This window comes from Candidatus Abyssobacteria bacterium SURF_5 (assembly GCA_003598085.1).
In the GTDB taxonomy this organism is placed as follows: domain Bacteria; phylum Abyssobacteria; class SURF-5; order SURF-5; family SURF-5; genus SURF-5.
The window spans coordinates 26,292-43,129 of the sequence record QZKU01000113.1 but is presented as its reverse complement, the minus strand read 5'-3'; the positions used below and the strand labels follow the sequence as shown (position 1 = coordinate 43,129).

The 16,838-nt window shown below is 56.6% G+C and carries 12 protein-coding genes; 7 read left to right on the top strand and 5 right to left on the bottom strand.

The features are described from left to right. Positions 1-498: 498 nt before the first annotated feature. Together C4520_16110 and C4520_16105 are read right to left on the bottom strand one after the other, a co-directional pair. Positions 499-2,115: an FAD-binding protein gene (locus C4520_16110; GenBank protein ID RJP17651.1), complete on the bottom strand. Its 1,617-nt coding sequence runs from the start codon at positions 2,113-2,115 to the stop codon at positions 499-501. A gap of 10 nt (positions 2,116-2,125) precedes the next feature. Beyond that, complete coding sequence (locus C4520_16105; GenBank protein ID RJP17650.1) at positions 2,126-3,778, bottom strand: FAD-binding protein; 1,653 nt, start codon at positions 3,776-3,778, stop codon at positions 2,126-2,128. A gap of 114 nt (positions 3,779-3,892) precedes the next feature. On the opposite strand from C4520_16105, the gene C4520_16100 reads away from it, so the two are divergent. Beyond that, on the top strand, positions 3,893-4,105 hold the full coding sequence (locus C4520_16100; GenBank protein ID RJP17649.1) for a hypothetical protein: 213 nt from the start codon (positions 3,893-3,895) through the stop codon (positions 4,103-4,105). A 95-nt stretch (positions 4,106-4,200) separates the two neighbouring features. Next, positions 4,201-4,890 (top strand): DUF1847 domain-containing protein, encoded by a 690-nt coding sequence (locus tag C4520_16095; GenBank protein ID RJP17648.1) that lies wholly within the window; start codon positions 4,201-4,203, stop codon positions 4,888-4,890. Between the two features lie 77 nt (positions 4,891-4,967). On the opposite strand, the gene C4520_16090 is transcribed toward C4520_16095, so the two are convergent. The 3 genes from C4520_16090 to C4520_16080 form a co-directional block, all read right to left on the bottom strand. Then, positions 4,968-7,886 carry a twin-arginine translocation signal domain-containing protein gene (locus C4520_16090; protein ID RJP17647.1) on the bottom strand — a complete coding sequence of 973 codons (2,919 nt, stop codon included), beginning with the start codon at positions 7,884-7,886 and terminating at the stop codon, positions 4,968-4,970. Positions 7,887-8,012: 126 nt separating this feature from the next. Next, on the bottom strand, positions 8,013-8,312 hold the full coding sequence (locus C4520_16085; GenBank protein ID RJP17646.1) for a hypothetical protein: 300 nt from the start codon (positions 8,310-8,312) through the stop codon (positions 8,013-8,015). A gap of 198 nt (positions 8,313-8,510) precedes the next feature. Further along, positions 8,511-9,869 (bottom strand): diguanylate cyclase, encoded by a 1,359-nt coding sequence (locus C4520_16080; protein ID RJP17645.1) that lies wholly within the window; start codon positions 9,867-9,869, stop codon positions 8,511-8,513. 250 nt (positions 9,870-10,119) lie between these two features. Between C4520_16080 and C4520_16075 the strand changes: the two genes are divergently transcribed. From C4520_16075 to C4520_16055, 5 genes are all read left to right on the top strand, one after another. Continuing rightward, positions 10,120-12,006: a VWA domain-containing protein gene (locus tag C4520_16075; protein ID RJP17644.1), complete on the top strand. Its 1,887-nt coding sequence runs from the start codon at positions 10,120-10,122 to the stop codon at positions 12,004-12,006. A 316-nt stretch (positions 12,007-12,322) separates the two neighbouring features. Beyond that, entirely contained in the window at positions 12,323-13,312 is a 990-nt protein-coding gene (locus C4520_16070; protein ID RJP17643.1) for a peptidase S58 family protein, read from the top strand. Between the two features lie 237 nt (positions 13,313-13,549). Beyond that, entirely contained in the window at positions 13,550-14,647 is a 1,098-nt protein-coding gene (locus C4520_16065; GenBank protein RJP17642.1) for a type IV pilus twitching motility protein PilT, read from the top strand. A 10-nt stretch (positions 14,648-14,657) separates the two neighbouring features. Beyond that, positions 14,658-15,716, top strand: a complete 1,059-nt coding sequence (locus tag C4520_16060) for a type IV pilus twitching motility protein PilT (protein RJP17641.1) — start codon at positions 14,658-14,660, stop codon at positions 15,714-15,716. 17 nt (positions 15,717-15,733) lie between these two features. Beyond that, the gene (locus tag C4520_16055) at positions 15,734-16,837 is read left to right on the top strand and encodes a PilT/PilU family type 4a pilus ATPase (protein ID RJP17640.1); all 1,104 of its coding nucleotides are present in this window, start codon (positions 15,734-15,736) and stop codon (positions 16,835-16,837) included. The last annotated feature ends 1 nt before the right edge of the window (position 16,838 follow it).

The following is a 16,838-nucleotide window of genomic DNA, read 5'->3' as shown; positions in this document are numbered from 1 at the left end:
TTCGCTCAGGCGAATTAAAATTAAGAAGAAGAAAAGAAAAAGAACCGCGGCTCTGCATTTCCCTTGACAAGAGCACATAGCAGGAATGACGGCGGAGAGACGCGGAAGAAGGGCCTTTAGTCCCCCTTTCGTAAAGGGGGAATTATAAGGGGGAATTATACTCCGGCGGGGTCAGGAGGAATCGATGGGCACGTCACGCCGTGCCCCTACGTCGCACGCGGGGATTCATCAAAACGGGCACGTTCCCGCGGGGCCGCGGGATGCCCATACAGGGGCGTGTATTAGGTTCGAAAAATCCGTGTGAATCTGAGTTCATCTGTGGTCAGAAATTAGTTCAAGGTTTAATCTTCAAGGTTCAAAGTTGAAAGATGAGAAGAAGGAATTCTCCGTTACCTCTGTTTGCTCCTGTGAAGATGTTTCTAATCCGCGAAAATCTGTGGAATCCCGGATCGGGTCCAGGACGGCGTCTGCGGATAGCCTTCTTTGTGGCGAAACCGGTCAACGCAGGAGGAACGGGATTTCTACGCGCAGGGCCTTCTCCGGGCACTCGACTTCGCACGGGAGGCAGAACCAGCACGTGCGGAACTTGCCGAACGGGCCGCCGCACGAGTAACAGCGCGAGGCCTCGGCGCGGGCGGCATCCTTATCAATCGAGCCGCCAACCTCTTTGAAGTCGCCCTTGTCTTCGAAGCGCTTTTGCGGAATCTTGACGCGTCCGAGGCTGGATGCGCTTGCAGTATCTATCTCGAACTCGAGCTCGACCGGTCCGCGATATCCTCTTCCGTAGGTGAGATGCCTGCCTCTGAGGAATCTGTCGACTGATTCGGCCGCGGTTCTGCCGGACGCCATCGCATCGACGACGGACGACGGCCCGGTTGCGTAGTCGCCGGCCAGAAACACCTTCGGATCGGAAGTTGCGAGCGTGAGCGGGTCGGGCTTCGCATCGTCAGGATTGACGATGCCGGAAACCGCGAGGCATGCGTGTTCGCGTTTCTGGCCGATGGCTATGACGACATGATCGGCTTCAATTGTTTTCAATTCGCACGAGTCGAAGCATGGACTGAATTTCCCGCAGTCGTCGAACACCCGCAGGCATCTTTGAAGCTCTATAGCCGTGGCCTTTCCGTTCTGCCCTTTGATGGTGGCGACGCCCCAGCCGTGGTCGAATGTGATACCCTCCGCCGTCGCCATATTGACGATGCCCTTGAACGCGGGCAGCTCGCCTTCGGTCTCCAATGAAACGACGCGAACGGTTCCGGCGCCGAGCCTGAGGGCGGTGCGCGCCGCATCCACCGCGACGTTGCCTCCGCCGATGACGATGACGTTTCCCGATAATTCCGGCGCGCGCCCGGAGCGGACGTCCTTGAGCAGCGGCAATCCGTGATGCACGTTCCGAAGGTTCTCGCCCGCGATGCCGAGCCTGGCGTGGCCGCCGCAGCCGGCGGCGATAATCACGGCGTCGAACTCGTTCTTGAGATCGTCCAGCGTCTTGTCTTTCCCTATCTTCACGCCGCAGTGTATGACGGCGCCCATTTTCTCCAGCACGTCGATTTCTTCAAGGAGCGCTTTAAGCGGCAGATTGAATTCCGGTATCGCCCAGCGAAGGAAGCCGCCGGGCTCGCTTTCCGCCTCGAAGACGGTGACCGCATGGCCGTGCATGCGCAGGTCGAACGCCGCCATGAGTCCGGCGGGACCCGAACCAACGATGGCTACTTTCTTTCCGGTCGCCTTGTCCGGCGCGGGAACGGCTCGTTCTTTTCCGTGCATCGAATCGACCAGATATCTCTTGAGCGCGCGGATAGCGACCGCCTCTCCCGTTTGGGTATTCCGGTGGCAGGCAGGCTCGCAGGGGGCGGTGCAGACCCGGGCGAGAATGCCGGGGAACGGGAGAGTTTTGGTCAGTACCTGATATGCCGTCTCGTCGTCGCCGCGCGCGATAAGTTGAACGTAGCCGTGGCAATTGACGCCGAGCGGGCAGGCTGAGCGGCACGGGGCAAGCTGCATCCTGAGGTTATCGAGGACGCAGACCTCGATGCATTCGCCGCAGTAGATGCATTTCGAGTTATCGACGATTACATTATCGGTGAGCGCTTCCAGAAAATTTCTTCGTTGCATTTCAGGTTCCTTATAATGTCAAGACAGGCGCGTGCGAAATGAGCACGTCTTCAGGCGACGCGCCGCCCATTTTCAGTACGATGTGCTTGCGCCACTTCTCGTCTTTTGCCGGGTAATCGGAGCGATAATGCCACAGCCCCCAGCGGCTCTCGGTGCGCTCCTTCGAGGCGAGCGCACTCATGAGTGCGCATTGGATGATGTTCTCGACCTCGTACGTTTTGAAGAGGTCGTGCACGTCTCTGACTCTGACGATCTCGAACAGGTCCTTGCGGAATCGAGTCATCCACCAAATCGCGCGATCGAGCTTGTAGTTGTTTTTCGGCGGCACGATGTAGTCGTTGATCATCCTGCGCACCTTGTACTCGAACTCCTCGATCGGGATTTTCCCGTTGGGTTTGTCGCCGCGCTCGTCTCTTTCCCGGATGAACGCCTCGACCTGCGAACTGTCCAATTCGACCGGTCCGCGCGCGGCGGCAAATTCGGTTGCGTTCTCGGCGGCTATCTCGCCGTAGACGAATGCGCCGGTCAGGTGTCCTCTCGCGACCAAAGAGGTATCGCCGGCGGCGTAGAGGCCGGGCACGGTTGACTCGGCTTTCGTGTTAACGCGCACGCCGGTCTGTCCGTGGCCGCCGCACAGGAAGACTTCAGTCGGCCACAGCTCTATTTCGCCCGTGCGAAAGTCGACGTCGCGCCCCTGGTAAAAGCGCTGCTGAACCGGCCGCTCGGTGCTGAAGAGGATGTCTTCGATTTCGCGTATCTTGTCCTCAGGGAGGTGGTCGAGCTTGATGCGCATGGGGCCGCGGTGGGCCTGGTGCTCGGCGTGCATCATGGGGATGCTCGGGTGCGATTCGTGGAAGGGCTGATCGAACGCATTGAACAGGTGTGCGCCCCTCGTAAGCGTGATATAGAGCAGGGGAGCGTTGATGTCCTTGACGATGTAATAGGTGCAGGTGTACTCGAAGCCCGAAAGCTCCGCGCCCGCCTTGTACGCCAGGATATAGCCGTCGCCGGTGTTGCCGGGGAAATCATAGACGCCATAGAGGTAGCCGCTGTTGGGGAGTCCGAACCGCGCGGTTCCGCCCGCGCTCAGGATAACCGAGCGCGCCCTGCAGACAACGATCTCGCCGGTGCGCACGTTCATGCCGATTGCGCCGGTTGCCGCGTCGCCCTGCTTCAGGAGGCGCATCGCCATTGTCCGGTTGACGATCTCGATGCCGAGCTCATGACAGCGGCGGGCGAGGATGGTCTTCAGCTCGGGCTCCTTCATGGTTACACAGAATTTGCCCTTCGGGTGCACTTGCAGGACTTCGTAGTTGCCGTGCTTATCGGTGGGAAAGCACACGTCCCACGACTCGAGCTTCTTGAGCAGGCCGAAGCTGCGTTTCGCCATCTCGTACGCCTGCGGCTCATCCATGACGCCGTGACACGCGATGCTGTTGGACTCGACATATAATTCCGGCGTGTCGAGGCCCGGGATCGCGACGATGTTGAGCGCATCCATACCGCGGGCGATGCAGCCGGAATACTTGATGTGGCCCTTCTCGAAGACAACGACTTTCTGGGCGGGATCAACTTCTTTTGCGCGGATGGCCGCCATTGCTCCGGCGCTGCCGCCGCCAATGATAAGGACATCCGCGTCGATGATCGGGTAGTCGTGGTTCATAAAATTTGTTCCTCACGTTTTGCCGGGGAAGATGTCCGGCGGCTGCGAATAATGACCAATAATAGACCGGCGCGGCGGCAAAGTCAAACGGGGTTGTCGGACGAGTAGAACGAGGTGGACAAGTCGGACGGAATGGACGGGGTGGACGAGGTGGACAAGTCGGACCAGTCGGAGGGGGGCGACGAGTTGGACGGGGCGGACGAGGTGGGCAAGACGTCGGACGAGGTTGACGGGGCGGATGGGGACGGGTCCGCACAGGTGGGACAAGTCGGACAAAAAACGGTGGGCGCCAGAGCGAGCGGTTGGCGCGGGCGATGGCCTTGCTAAAAGACGCCCGATTTCTGATATACTTTTGCAGGGAGTTCTGGTCCACATATCGATAGCATGAAAGATAGGCGTTCGTTACATAAAAGGAGCATGTTATGGGAGAACAGAAGAAACGAAAGCCGTCGTGTGCGGCGTGCGACCTCGATCTCATGAGCAGGGCCTGTGTGTTCGACACCGGCCAGGGGAGCAAAGGCTGTCCCACCCTCACCAGAGCCGATATCCTGGACGAAGCGAACAAGGAGTATGATGATCCTGTGATAGGGGAGTTTGCGCGGCAGGCGTCGATTCAGGAAGGCGAATGCTATGCCAACCGCGATCAACAGCCGTACGTCCTGCAGCCGACGAAGACGCGCCTGATCGAGCTCATCGAGTTCGCCAAGAAGATGAACTATCAGCGGCTGGGCCTGGCATTTTGTATCGGCCTCGTCAGGGAAGCGGATGTGGTCAATACCATTCTTGAGGGGCACGGTTTTGAAGTTGTTTCGGTGTTATGCAAGGCGGGACGCACTTCGAAAGATAAGATTGGGCTCACTGAGGAGCAGAAGATATATCGCGGGATGGACGAGCCGATGTGCAATCCGATATACCAGGCGAAGCTGTTCAATCATGAAAGAACCGATTTCAATATTCTGCTCGGTCTCTGTGTCGGGCACGATTCGCTGTTCTTCAAGTTTGCCGAGAGGCCGACCACTGTTCTGGCGGTCAAGGACCGCGTGACCGGCCACAATCCTTTGGCGGCGGTCTATCTGTCCGAATCGTATTATCAGAAGCTAAGATTTCCGTAGTGAAACGTAGCGCGGCAAAACCGCGCCGGGTTCATATGAATAGTAGGGGCGGCCCCGCGCGGCCGCCCCAAAATCCATTATCCAACAGCCTGCGCTTTCTCCACTTCGACCGAGACGGCGCGGTCAACGGGCTGGGTGCACCAGTTCCAGCGGTAGTAGTCGAGGTGTCCGTAGCCGCCGACGAGGTCGAGCCATTTGATCATACCCGGGATAGCGGCGTCGTAGCTTTTCCATTTCTCGAACTGGTACGGCTCCCAGGCGTGGTAGATGATGACCTGTCCCGGCCGCGGGCCGGCGTCCGATTGGGCGGAGCGCGCGGCTGAGGTGAGCTTGACGTGCACCTTGAAGTCGTCGAAGTCGTTATAAACGCGGACAAGGTCGCCGTCCTCGATGCCGCGCTTTTGGGCGTCTTCCGGATTCATGAACATGAACGGGCGTCCCTGGTGCGTGCGCGCGAGCGTGTCGTCGGTGATCCAGATGGAATGGATGCTCCAGCGCTGATGGCCGCTGGTCATGCGCAGAGGGTAGTTGCCGCCCATGCGCGGGTTGTCCTTATGGACGGGGAAACCTTCGCCGGCTTCGAGGAACCAGTCGTGGTCGATGTAGAACGTGATCCGCCGGTTGTAGGTGGGATAGGGGATCTTTTTCGGGCCGGTGTGGAACGTGAGGGGGACGATCGGCTCGTCCGGCTTGATCTCGGTCATCAGGTGCGAGGCGATAACATCGATTTCGGATATCTTGGTGAATCGGATGATCCCCTCCTTGCGAAGCGTTGCGAGGTTTGTGTCCTGGGGGAGCGAACCCTGCTTTGCGCTCATCTGGAGCGAATCGTTGAGCGCCTGGTCGGCGGTCTCGCGCCCGAACGTCACATCGTCAACTATTTTGGACAGATCGCGCGTAACGCCGCGCCTGTCCTTGTACTTTTCATGGCCGGTCTCTTGCGCAAGCGCGCGCAAGCGCTCGGCGAGCAGCCTCATGATCGTCCACTCTTCTTTGGCTTCGCCGAGCGGAGCGACAGCGGCCTCGGTCAACGTGAGCCATGGCACGTGCGGGGTGGGGAAGCGCGTGTCGGTTTTCTCATAGAAGCCGGCGCCCGGCAGCACCATGTCGGACATCAATGCGGTCGTGCTCCAGCGCGTTTCGATCGTGAAAATGAATTTGTACTTGTTCCATAGAGATGGGTAGATGTTTTTCAGCCAGCCCCGGTTTTTGCGGGCCGGGCTTGTTCCGAAATAGCAGTAAACCAGCGGCTGCTGGTCGGGATACGGGCGGGTTAGATCCTGCCACCACCCGCGCTCGATTGCCTCGTTGAAATATTCCTCGAAAGGCCGTTTCATCGTGGGGCAGTGCCATGCCTTGTTGTTCCAGGTGTCGCGGTAGCCGGAATGGAAATAGTAGAGAAATGCGGGGGGCACCATTGTGCCCTCGCGTCTGCTCCACTGTTTTTCGGACTCGCGCCTCATGATCTCGTCGGTCAAGTCGGGGTCCTTGGCCTTCATTACGAAACGCCCCAATTGCCAGCGCCCGTACTGAAAGAGAGTGCCGACGTCGCGGCGCTCGAACCAGAGCAGCTCGGTTCCCTCGAATAAAGACTCGCTCCAGCCGCGGATACCGCTGCCCTTGTTGCCGACGCTGCCGGTGAGCGCCAGAAGCAGGCACATGGCGCGTTCCATAAGGTCGCCGTGGTAGTATTTGGCCGAGTTCCAGCCGACCAGTATCTGAACGTGTCCTTTCGCTTTCCATGCTTTCTCTGCAAGACGCCGTATTGTATCGGGATTCACACCGCATATCTTCGATGCCTGCTCGGGCGTGTAATTTTTATCCAATTGTTCGCGCAAAAGAGCGAAAGCAGGTCTTACCTCGACCGATTGTCCGTCCTTGAGCCTAACCGAGTAGTTCCCCTCGAGGGCCGGATCGCAGGGGAGCGCCAACGTGTTGCGAGGCGCCTTGATTGGCGCGTCTGCGGCCGGATTCCAGAAGTAGAACTGATCCTCGCGTCCGACGCCCGTCAAGTCGGTCTCGCGCAGGAATTTGCCCGTATCCGTTCTGATCAGCAGCGGCAAATCCGTCTGTTCCTTGACAAAAGCGGTGTCGTAATTGCCTTGTGAAACAAGCACTTGTGCTATACCGAGGCCGAGTGCGGCATCGGCGCCGGGCTCGACCGGAATCCATTCGTCCGCATGGATTGCGGACGGCGAGTAATCGGGCGCGACGGTAATGATCTCGGCGCCGTGATAGCGCGCTTCGGAGATGAAATGGTATGAGGGGATTCGGGTGTACACCGGGTTCATGTGCCAGATAAGCAGCAATTTGCCGAAAAACCAGCCGTCGACCGAGTCGCAGAACTGGAATTTGCCGAAGGTCTCGAATACGCCCTTGTTGAAGTCGCCGATGGTGGAATCGAGGTCCAATTCTGTCGCGCCAAGCGTCTGGAAAAAGCCCCAGAGCGCCATGAGGTGTATCCAGCCGCCGTTGCCGGGGCCGGGCTCGAAGATGATCGATTCGGGGCCGTTGGTCTTGATGGCGTTTATCAAATTGTTGCAGATTTCATCAAAGGCCTCTTCCCAGGATATTCGCTTCCACTTCCCCTCGCCGCGTTGGCCGACGCGCTTCATCGGGTACTTCACTCGGTCGGGGTTATACATCATATTGCTGAAGGAGCACCCCTTTTGGCAGCCGCGCGGATTCCAGTCGGGGCCGGTCGCGTCGATGACCGGGTATTTGCCTGCCTGCTCCTCGCGCCAGACGATGCCGTCCTTTGTGTAGACTCGCCAGAGGCAGTTGCCGGGGTAGCAGTCGACCAGGTGCGTCCCAAAGGTCACCTTGTCCCACTTCCATTCGGTTCGGTGCAGGTCCTCCCAACCGCCGTACTTCCATTCCTGAAAGACCTTCTCGGTCGCGCCTGCGATTCCGCCGAGAAACCCGAGCGAGTCGAGGGCAAGGGCTGCAGTCGTTGTGGCGCTCACTTTCAAGAAGTCTCTTCGCGTGAATCTCATATGGTCCTCCACGGTAGCCGGTGCGTGTATGGCGGAAGGGTGTGATCTATGGTCTTTTCGGGCCACGAAGCAGTTTCATTGTCAAGGCTTAAGTATTTGGTAATGATGATATTAATATTCATATATTCAAGTTTTACTTGAACCAATTTTACCAAAGTGATTTTGCTGGTCGAAGCGGGCGAACCAGCGGCGAAGCCCCAATGAACGAACGTTTAACAAGGAGGCGTCGGCGGATAAAATCAACCATTCGAACAGACCATAGAAAGATTCTTGCCCCGCGAAGCGCGGGGTCAGAATGACCCTGCGGAAGCGCGGAGGAAAAAAGAGAGCACACGCGGGACGCCTGTCTCGTCGGAGAAAAGAGCACAGGCGGGACTTCTGTTCCGCCGAGCCGCTCCGCGCGTCGGAAATAACAGAGGAGATCATTCACTCGCTCCTGTCCATTCCGTCTCTTTTTGGGAGCCTGGTCAGATGCGAAAAATCATTTTGCGAGAGAGCACGCAAATTTCAAGAATCCCGTTTTGGAACTGCTGAACGGTTGCCGGGGCTTCCCCCCGCCGCAAGCGCACCGTCAAACCGGTTATACACGTGCAAGAAGGAATCGTCCTGCTGTGCACCAAAGTATCACTTGTGAACGGAACGCCTGCGGACGCCGGCCAGCGCGATTTGGTTTCCGCCGGCGCGTTTTGCGTTGTACATTGCTTTATCGGCGCTGTTGATGAAATTCTCCAGTTCGAGTCCGGCGCGAAACTGTGCGAGGCCGATACTGAGGGAGAGCGCGCCGCTGAACGCTTGTTTAAGAGAGCGCTGAATGCGTTCGGCCACTTCAGTTGCCTGTCTGATTGTGGTTTCGCTCAAGATAATCGTGAATTCATCACCGCCGTAGCGGAAGGCGTGGTCGACGTATTCGCGGGTGCACTCATTGATGATGGAGCCAACCTGCTCCAGGATGCGGTCACCCGCAAGATGGCCCTGAGAATCGTTAAACTGCTTGAAATTATCGAGGTCGAGAAGCAGGAGGCACAGGGGATGCTTCTGGCGGGCGGCCCGGATCATTTCCTTTTCAAGCACGCGGTAGAAATGTCGCTGGTTGAAAAGGGAGGTCAGATTATCCTTGATGGAAAGCTCTTGCAGCTCGGTCTGCAGTTTTTTCTGTTCGGTGATGTCCTTGAAGATCGCTATTATTGCGAGGTCGCTGTCTTCGACATCCTGAAGGAGCGAAGCAGAGACGCTGGCAGTAGTAATCTGGTTGCTCGAAACAGAGAGGAGCTCGATCTCGCAGTTTCGTACTTTCTGCTGAAGATGGATGGTTTTAATGAGGCGTTCCGCCGCGGGTCTGCCGCCGGAGCAAAACGTGCAGATATGCTGTCCCAGCACCTCTGCGACCGGTCGCCCGAGAAGGTTTTCGGTTGAGCGGTTGCAGAATCTGATCTTGCCGTTCAAATCGAAAGAAATGATGGCGTCGACGCAGCTCTCGATCAGATTCTCGAGGTATTCCTTCGTTTTGCGCAGCTCGTGAAAGACCTTCCGCTGCTCCTGGGTCGCCTCGCGGACCCTCTGTTCAAGGAACTGCTGGTAGTCGCGGTTTTCGATTATGAGGCGCTGTTTCTCCAGTGTTCGTTCGATGCTGATGACCATGTGGTCGAGGTTGAACGGTTTTGTGAGATAGTCGTCGGCGCCGGCTCTCATGGCCTTCACTGCGCTTTCGATCTCGGCCATTCCGGTGATAACGATAATGCCGAGGGCGGGGTATTTTGCTTTCAGCACCTCGATGAAAGTGAACCCGTCGATGCCGGGCAGTCGCAGGTCGGAGATGACGAGGTCAAACTGCCGCTCTCGCACCAGCGCAAGCGCGGTTTCGACATTGGGCGCCGCTTCGCAGGAATAATTCTCCGCTTCGAGCTTTGTTTTTATTAATTCGAGCAGATCGGGGTCGTCGTCAACGATCAACAGCTTGCGTTCTGGGGAATTGGCTGGCTTCATTTCCGCTCCTGTTCCAGCAGTAGTATATCTCAAGAAAACTTTGCAAGTCCAGCGAAAAGCCGCCAAGGTTTTATCTTTGGCGCGGAGAGCGATCTGTTCGACGCCGCGGCGGATAGTCGTTTCTTGTTACGGAACAACTGCGAGTTTTCCCGGTTGTAATTTCTTGCAATTTGTTCGAGATGCGTGTTACAATTTGGACAGGAGCACTCTGAAAATTACATCCCTTATAACTGGAGAGAACGACAGATTTATGGAAAAGTTACATACCACCCTCAATCATATACGGGAGTGCATGGATCAGTTTGTCATCGGCCATGATGACATAAAAGAAGCAATTTTGCTGGGTTTGATAGCGCGCGAACACGTCTATGTCGAGGGTCCTCCCGGGACCGCGAAGACGATGCTCGCCGAAATCGCGGCCAAGGCTGCGAATCTGGAATTTTTCTTTTACCAACTACATCGCGACACCCGCCTTACGGAGTTGATCGGAGATTATGTCATTCATCGGGAACGCGAGGACCAGAGCGAGATGATCCGGCAGGACATTGTGAAGGGCCGGATTTTGACGGCTGATATCTGCGTATTGGACGATATCTCTCGCGCGCCCGGAGAAGCGTTGAACGTGCTTTTGCGGGTGCTGAATGAGCGCAAATTCGGGAAGGAAAGGATTCCGCTGATCACGACGATCGCGACCGGGAATCCGGCGAAGGACGATTATTATAACGAGCCGCTGGACCTGGCGAATCTGGATCGCTTCACGCTGCAGCTTCGTGTCGTTGGCCTGATCCAGAAGAGCCGCTGGGAGATGGCGAGGAAAGTGATCGATTACTATTCTCAGTTCGATTTTGACGATCAGGAAATCGAGCCGGATACATTAGGTAGTCTGAAAGCGAATCGGGACATTCTCCTGAAGGTAACGCTTCCGAATGCCGTCAAGGAGATGTTGCTCACCTTTATCACCAACCTGATGACCAGGTTCGACCTCAACGACAACAATTCTCTCATCACCGACCGCACGTTCCTCGTGAAAGCGGTCAAAATGCTCAAAGCCAAGGCGGTTCTGGAGCGGCGCTGGGTGGTTGAGCCTCAAGACATGATCGTCCTGAAGTACCTGACGACATTTCGGGTTCCGCCGGAGGTTCACGAGAAGATCGAGGACCTCATAAAAGAGGCGGAGCAAAAAAAAAATGATGAAATAGAGCAGGAGCAGTTGTCGGAGCAGGAGCCTGAGGAGACTGTTCCGACCGAGCAGTCCGAGGAGAGCATCGAGGCCGAGGCCTCTCCCACCGAAGAGGAGACCGAACAGGTTTCCCCCTATCGAAAAGAAGTTCATTACGACAAGATCACCAAAGAGAGCCGGCGCCAGGACGAGCATGCGCCCCTGAACAAGGAAAAGATCGACGATCTTGATGCGATCCTGAAGGTCATCGAAGGAGAGGTGCAACGCAGCATCGCGTCGCGGCGCGAAGTTCAGGGGGGAGTTCCGAAGCAACTGCGCTCGATGCGGTCGCTTGACGATTTCTTCGATTCCGATCCGGGCGAAGGCTCGGTCTGGATCGACGACTCCAATCCGACGACTCCGCATGTCTTTCGGCGCACTCGCAAGGAGCGAGGCGGGCGAGTCGCCGTTATCCGCGACATCAGCCAATCGATGACCGGCAGGTCGTCGCTGTGGGTCTCGATGGTGGTCATCGGCCTGGTCGAAATGGCCAAGCGCAGCAAGATGACCGTCGGCTATATCGAGTTCAATCATCAGTCGTACAAGTACATCGACGACGGCCGCTTCTTCACGCACAATTATGAGGCGCTGATGCGCAAGAGCATGGAAACCCAATGCTCCGGATTCACCGATTATCAGAATGCGCTCGACGACGCTCTGAAGGAATTCGGAGCAATGCGGGGCGGGCGCCAGCACGTGATCTTTCTCACGGACGGCATGCCCACCAGCGGCGATAAAGAAGTAAAGCAGGAACTGAAAATGGCAAAAAAGATCGGCGTGGCCATCCACTCGATCTTTATCGGTCGCGAGCAATGTCCGCCGATCCTGAAAAAAATCTCGAAAGAAACCGGCGGGATCCATTTTCAGGTGATGCCGGACAAAGAAGGAATGGTCAAGATATTTGAGTTACTGAACTAGACTTACAGCGATTTCGGCGATCGGGAACAGCGAGTGGCCGACGAGTGAGTTGGTTCCATTTTGCCCCGGGAACAGAGAGGTTGCCCGACGATTGAGGGCTGGTTCTTGCTTCGGGGACAGGCGCCATTCTACGAATTCAAAAAGGCATGAATTCCGTAAATGGAGCAAGTCCCCCTTCGCTTTGTAAGATGGGGACAGAGACCACATTTTTATTAATTAGCATTAAAATCTATTAACGATTTAAATATGGTCTCTGTCCCCATATTTTTAGCGTTATTTTAAGATTTGAATGTTCCTCAAAGGACGCCGGCATTTCATGGATCCTTCAGGATATCTTACCGACATCGGCGGTCTGCGCGTTGGGCATGCAACCGATAGAAGCGGAGTCACCGGTTGCACGGTTATCCTTTGTGACGCTCCCATGACGGGCGGAGTCGACGTCCGCGGTTCCGCGACAGGCACGCGTGAAATCGAGTTGCTTCGCCCGACTCATCTCATTCAGCACGTGCATGCCATTTTACTGGCGGGCGGGAGCGCATATGGACTTGATGCCGCAGCGGGCGTGATGCGTTTTCTGGAAGAGCACGATATCGGTTTCGACATCAGAATTGCCAAAGTCCCGATCATTCCGGCCGCAATCCTGCTGGACCTCGCGATTGGGAACCCCACGGCACGGCCCACGGGTGAAATGGCATACCAGGCGTGCAGCGAGGCTGGCAGTGGCAGCTTCGGCCGGGGCAACGTGGGCGCGGGAACCGGCGCGACTGTCGGCAAGATCTATGGGATGAGCCGCGCAATGAAAAGCGGGATTGGAACGGCCTGCGTTGATGTAGCAGGCGGTATAAAAGTGGGGGCTCTCTTTGCGGTAAACGCTTTTGGAGATATCGTTGATCCTTCCACTGGCGTAATTGTTGCCGGCGCGCGCCTGCCGGATGACAGCGGGTTCGCTGATACTGCATGTGTATTGAAACAGGATCCGGCGGGAACGGTTCTCGGGTTCCCGAATACAGTCATCGGGCTTGCAGCCACCAACGCTTTTCTTACGAAGGAAGAAACCTGCAAATTTGCACAAATGGCGTCCAACGGAATTGCGAAAACGGTCTCACCGGCACATACGTCCTTTGACGGTGATGTCGTCTTCGCTCTCAGCCGAGCCGACAGCCGCCTCTCGGCGCCGGTCTCCGCCATCGGGTGTGCGGCCGCCGAAGCCGTGGCGAGTGCCATTTTGGACGCCGTCGCCTGCGCCGAATCCATCGAACAGATTCCCGCCGCGCGAGATGTTTCTTTCTCGCGGCGGAAAACCTGAACCTTTCGAATGCAGCCTTCGCTTGTAATCTTGTTGGTCACCACAGGTCGCCATTGAAAAAGGCTTATTCAGGTGAACCGAGCAAGCGCCGGTGGTGATATCCGCTACATTGACATGCACTGCCGATTTTTATATAATTACAGCACTTCCGAAGGCTTTTCTTTTATATACAGCAAAATTATGTAACTACACCTCAAGAGGGTGCGCCGGGAGGCGCGCTCAGATGCAGAGGCAGGAATGGCCGAGCTGGACAGAATCCTCCGCCAGGCGCTCGACTTGCGGGCTTCGGATGTGCACATCCTTATTAACATGCCTCCGATGATCCGGCATTTCGGCGACATCAAGAAGCTTCCCGACTCGCATGATATCGATAAGCGGACGGCGCAGAAGATGATCATGGAGATATTTACTGATGAACAGAAGGCGGAGTTCGAGGTTCACCGGGAAGTTGATTTCTGCTACGAGATTCCCGGAATCAGCCGGTTCAGGGCCAACGTATACATGGAAGAGCGAGGTATCGGGGCGGCTTTCCGCATTGTTCCGTCCGATATCCTGAGCGCCGACGAGATTGGTATTTCGGATGCCGTCAAAGGTTTGACGCGATTGCGCAACGGGCTCGTGCTGGTGACGGGTCCGGCAGGCTGCGGCAAATCGACAACGCTGGCGGCGCTGGTGCATCTGGTGAACTCCGAACGCGGCGAGCATATTATCACCATCGAGGATCCGATAGAGTTTGTTCACAAGAATATCAAGAGCCAGGTGAATCAGCGGCAGGTGGGCATCCACACGAAATCATTTGCCGCCGCGTTGCGCGCTTCTCTTCGCGAGGACCCTGACGTGATCCTGGTGGGTGAAATGCGCGACCTCGAGACGATTTCGATGGCGATCACCGCCGCCGAGACGGGGCACCTGGTCTTCAGCACGCTTCACACGCTGAGCGCGTACAAGACCATTGAGCGAGTCATCAACGTGTTTCCGCCCAACCAGCAGAAACAGATACGGACGATGCTGTCCGAGTCGATGGGAGGCGTCATCTCCCAGCAGTTGATCCGCAATGCCGAAGGAACCGGCCGCATAGCGGCCATGGAAGTATTGATAGCGACTCCTTCCGTGAAGACGATGATTCGGGACGACAAAACGTATCAGTTGCCGGGATACATGCAGGCGGGCCGAAAGTACGGCATGCGCCTGCTCGACGACCATATTATCGAACTCCTCCAGCAGGGAAAAGTGGACCCGAAGCATGCATACTACATGGCGGTGAACAAGGACCTGGTGCGCTCGTACCTGTCGGACGGCAAAGTCGATAAGCCCCGCGCAAGAGTGAAAACATAAGCAGGTTCCCGTGGCTGAAATCGACAAGATACTGAAGTTCATGGTTGATGAAGAAGGCTCGGATCTTCATCTGATGTGCGGCGCACGCCCATTGATCAGGGTACACGGCGACCTGAGAAGGATCGACTGGGGTCTTGATGGAGGGGTCGTCCTGACACCGGAGATAAATCGCGGGCTTATTTATGAGATGTTGAATGAGGATCAGATTCGGCATTTTGAGGCGACGGGCGATCTCGATCTGGCGTACGAGCTGGAGGGCGTCGCCAGATTCCGGGTGAACGTGCACAATCAGATAAGCGGCCCGTCGACGGTAATGCGGACGATTCCGACAAACATAGCCAGTGTCGACGATCTCGGACTGCCGGAGCAGCTCAAAGAGATCGCGCGCTTCAGCAGCGGATTGATCCTTGTTACGGGGCCCACGGGGAGCGGCAAAACGACCAGTCTTGCCGCGATGATGGACCAGATCAATGATGAGCGAGAAGGCCACATTGTCACGATCGAGGATCCCATCGAGTTCGTCCACAAGAACAAGAGCTGCCTGATAACTCAGCGGGAGGTGGGGGTTCATACGAACTCGTTCTCGGCTGCATTGCGTGTGGCCTTGCGGCAGGACCCGGATATCATTCTGGTGGGCGAGATGCGCGATCTGGAGACGATCGGGCTGGCTCTTACCGCGGCCGAGACCGGTTCGCTCGTGTTTGCCACACTTCACACAAACAGTGCCGCCAAAACGATCAACCGAATCATCGACGTTTTTCCGAACGAGGCTCAGAACCAGATACGAACGCTTCTTTCCGAGAGCCTTTCGGCCGTTATCGCGCAGACTCTCTTGAAGCGGTCTGACAAGAAAGGCCGGATCGCCGCGATGGAGATCATGATCTGCACTTCGGCCATACGCAATGCGATCCGTGAAAACAAAATCGAGCAGATTGTGTCGATCATGCAGACGAGCACCCGTCAAGGGATGCAGATGCTGGACGATCACCTCCTGCGCCTGATGGAGCAGGGCGTTATTTCACAGGAATCCGCCAGGGAAAAGGCGCTGGAGAAGCACCGCTTTAACTGATCAAGCAGGAGAGAGATATGCCCGCAATAGATTCCGTTCTGATTCGCGCAAAAGAAATGAAAGCCTCCGACGTGCATCTGTGCTCCGGTTCGCCGGCCATGATCCGGATGTACGGCAATATCATCAAGATGGAAGGCTCGGGCGTCCGTTCCCCGGAACAGAATCGGCAGGAACTTCTGGAGATCATGAATGAGGTGCAGTTGCAGGAGTTTGACCGGCACAAGGAGATAGATTTCTCGTATGCGATTGAGGGGGTTGGCCGCTTCAGGGTGAATATTCACCAGGAGGAACGCGGGGTCAGCGGGGCGTTCCGGATCATTCCCAGCGCGATCCGATCGGCCGATTCGATCGGTCTTCCCGAGGTTGTCAAGGAAATAACGCGGCGCGAGCAGGGTTTGTTTCTTGTAACAGGTCCATCGGGTTGCGGGAAATCGACCACGCTTGCCGCTCTGGTGGATTTGATCAACAGGGAGCGCGCCTGCCACATTATCACGATCGAGGACCCCATCGAATTCCAGTACATTAATGAAAGTGCTTATATCGATCAGCGCGAGGTGGGGACGCATACCCGAACATTTGCTTCTGCTCTTCGATCGGTGGTACGCGAGAATCCGGACGTGATCGTGGTGGGCGAGATGCGCGACCTGGAGACGATTTCGCTGGCGGTCTCGGCGGCGGAGACGGGGCATCTCGTGTTCAGCACGCTGCACACGAGGGGAGCCGCGAAAACGATCGAGCGCATCATCAACGTGTTCCCGCCGGAACAACAATTCATGATGCGCACGATGCTCGGCGAATCGCTGGTGGGCGTGATATCGCAGCAGTTAATGCGCAATCGTGAAGGCAACGGAATGGTACTCGCGATTGAGGTGATGATCAATACATCCGCCGTCGCCAGCCTGATCCGGCACGGCGACACCTATCGCGTTCCCTCGGCGATGCAAACCGGGAAAAAGTTCGGCATGCAGTTGATGGACGAGCACATCATCGAGCTTCTCCGGTCGGGCAAGATTGACCCGAAGGTGGCGCAGGTGAAGATAGAGGACAAGGCGTTGCTGCGCGAGTTCATAGTCGAGCAGAAGAGGGGAGAAGAAAAACGGCACAAGGAAGCAAGGCGGTAGA

Coding starts and splice junctions, on each gene's coding strand:
- C4520_16110 (RJP17651.1), bottom strand. CDS start 2,115: ATGCAACGAAGAAATTTTCTGGAAGCGCTCACCGATAATGTAATCGTC.
- C4520_16105 (RJP17650.1), bottom strand. CDS start 3,778: ATGAACCACGACTACCCGATCATCGACGCGGATGTCCTTATCATTGGC.
- C4520_16095 (RJP17648.1), top strand. CDS start 4,201: ATGGGAGAACAGAAGAAACGAAAGCCGTCGTGTGCGGCGTGCGACCTC.
- C4520_16090 (RJP17647.1), bottom strand. CDS start 7,886: ATGAGATTCACGCGAAGAGACTTCTTGAAAGTGAGCGCCACAACGACT.
- C4520_16085 (RJP17646.1), bottom strand. CDS start 8,312: ATGATCTCCTCTGTTATTTCCGACGCGCGGAGCGGCTCGGCGGAACAG.
- C4520_16080 (RJP17645.1), bottom strand. CDS start 9,869: ATGAAGCCAGCCAATTCCCCAGAACGCAAGCTGTTGATCGTTGACGAC.
- C4520_16075 (RJP17644.1), top strand. CDS start 10,120: ATGGAAAAGTTACATACCACCCTCAATCATATACGGGAGTGCATGGAT.
- C4520_16070 (RJP17643.1), top strand. CDS start 12,323: ATGGATCCTTCAGGATATCTTACCGACATCGGCGGTCTGCGCGTTGGG.
- C4520_16065 (RJP17642.1), top strand. CDS start 13,550: ATGGCCGAGCTGGACAGAATCCTCCGCCAGGCGCTCGACTTGCGGGCT.
- C4520_16055 (RJP17640.1), top strand. CDS start 15,734: ATGCCCGCAATAGATTCCGTTCTGATTCGCGCAAAAGAAATGAAAGCC.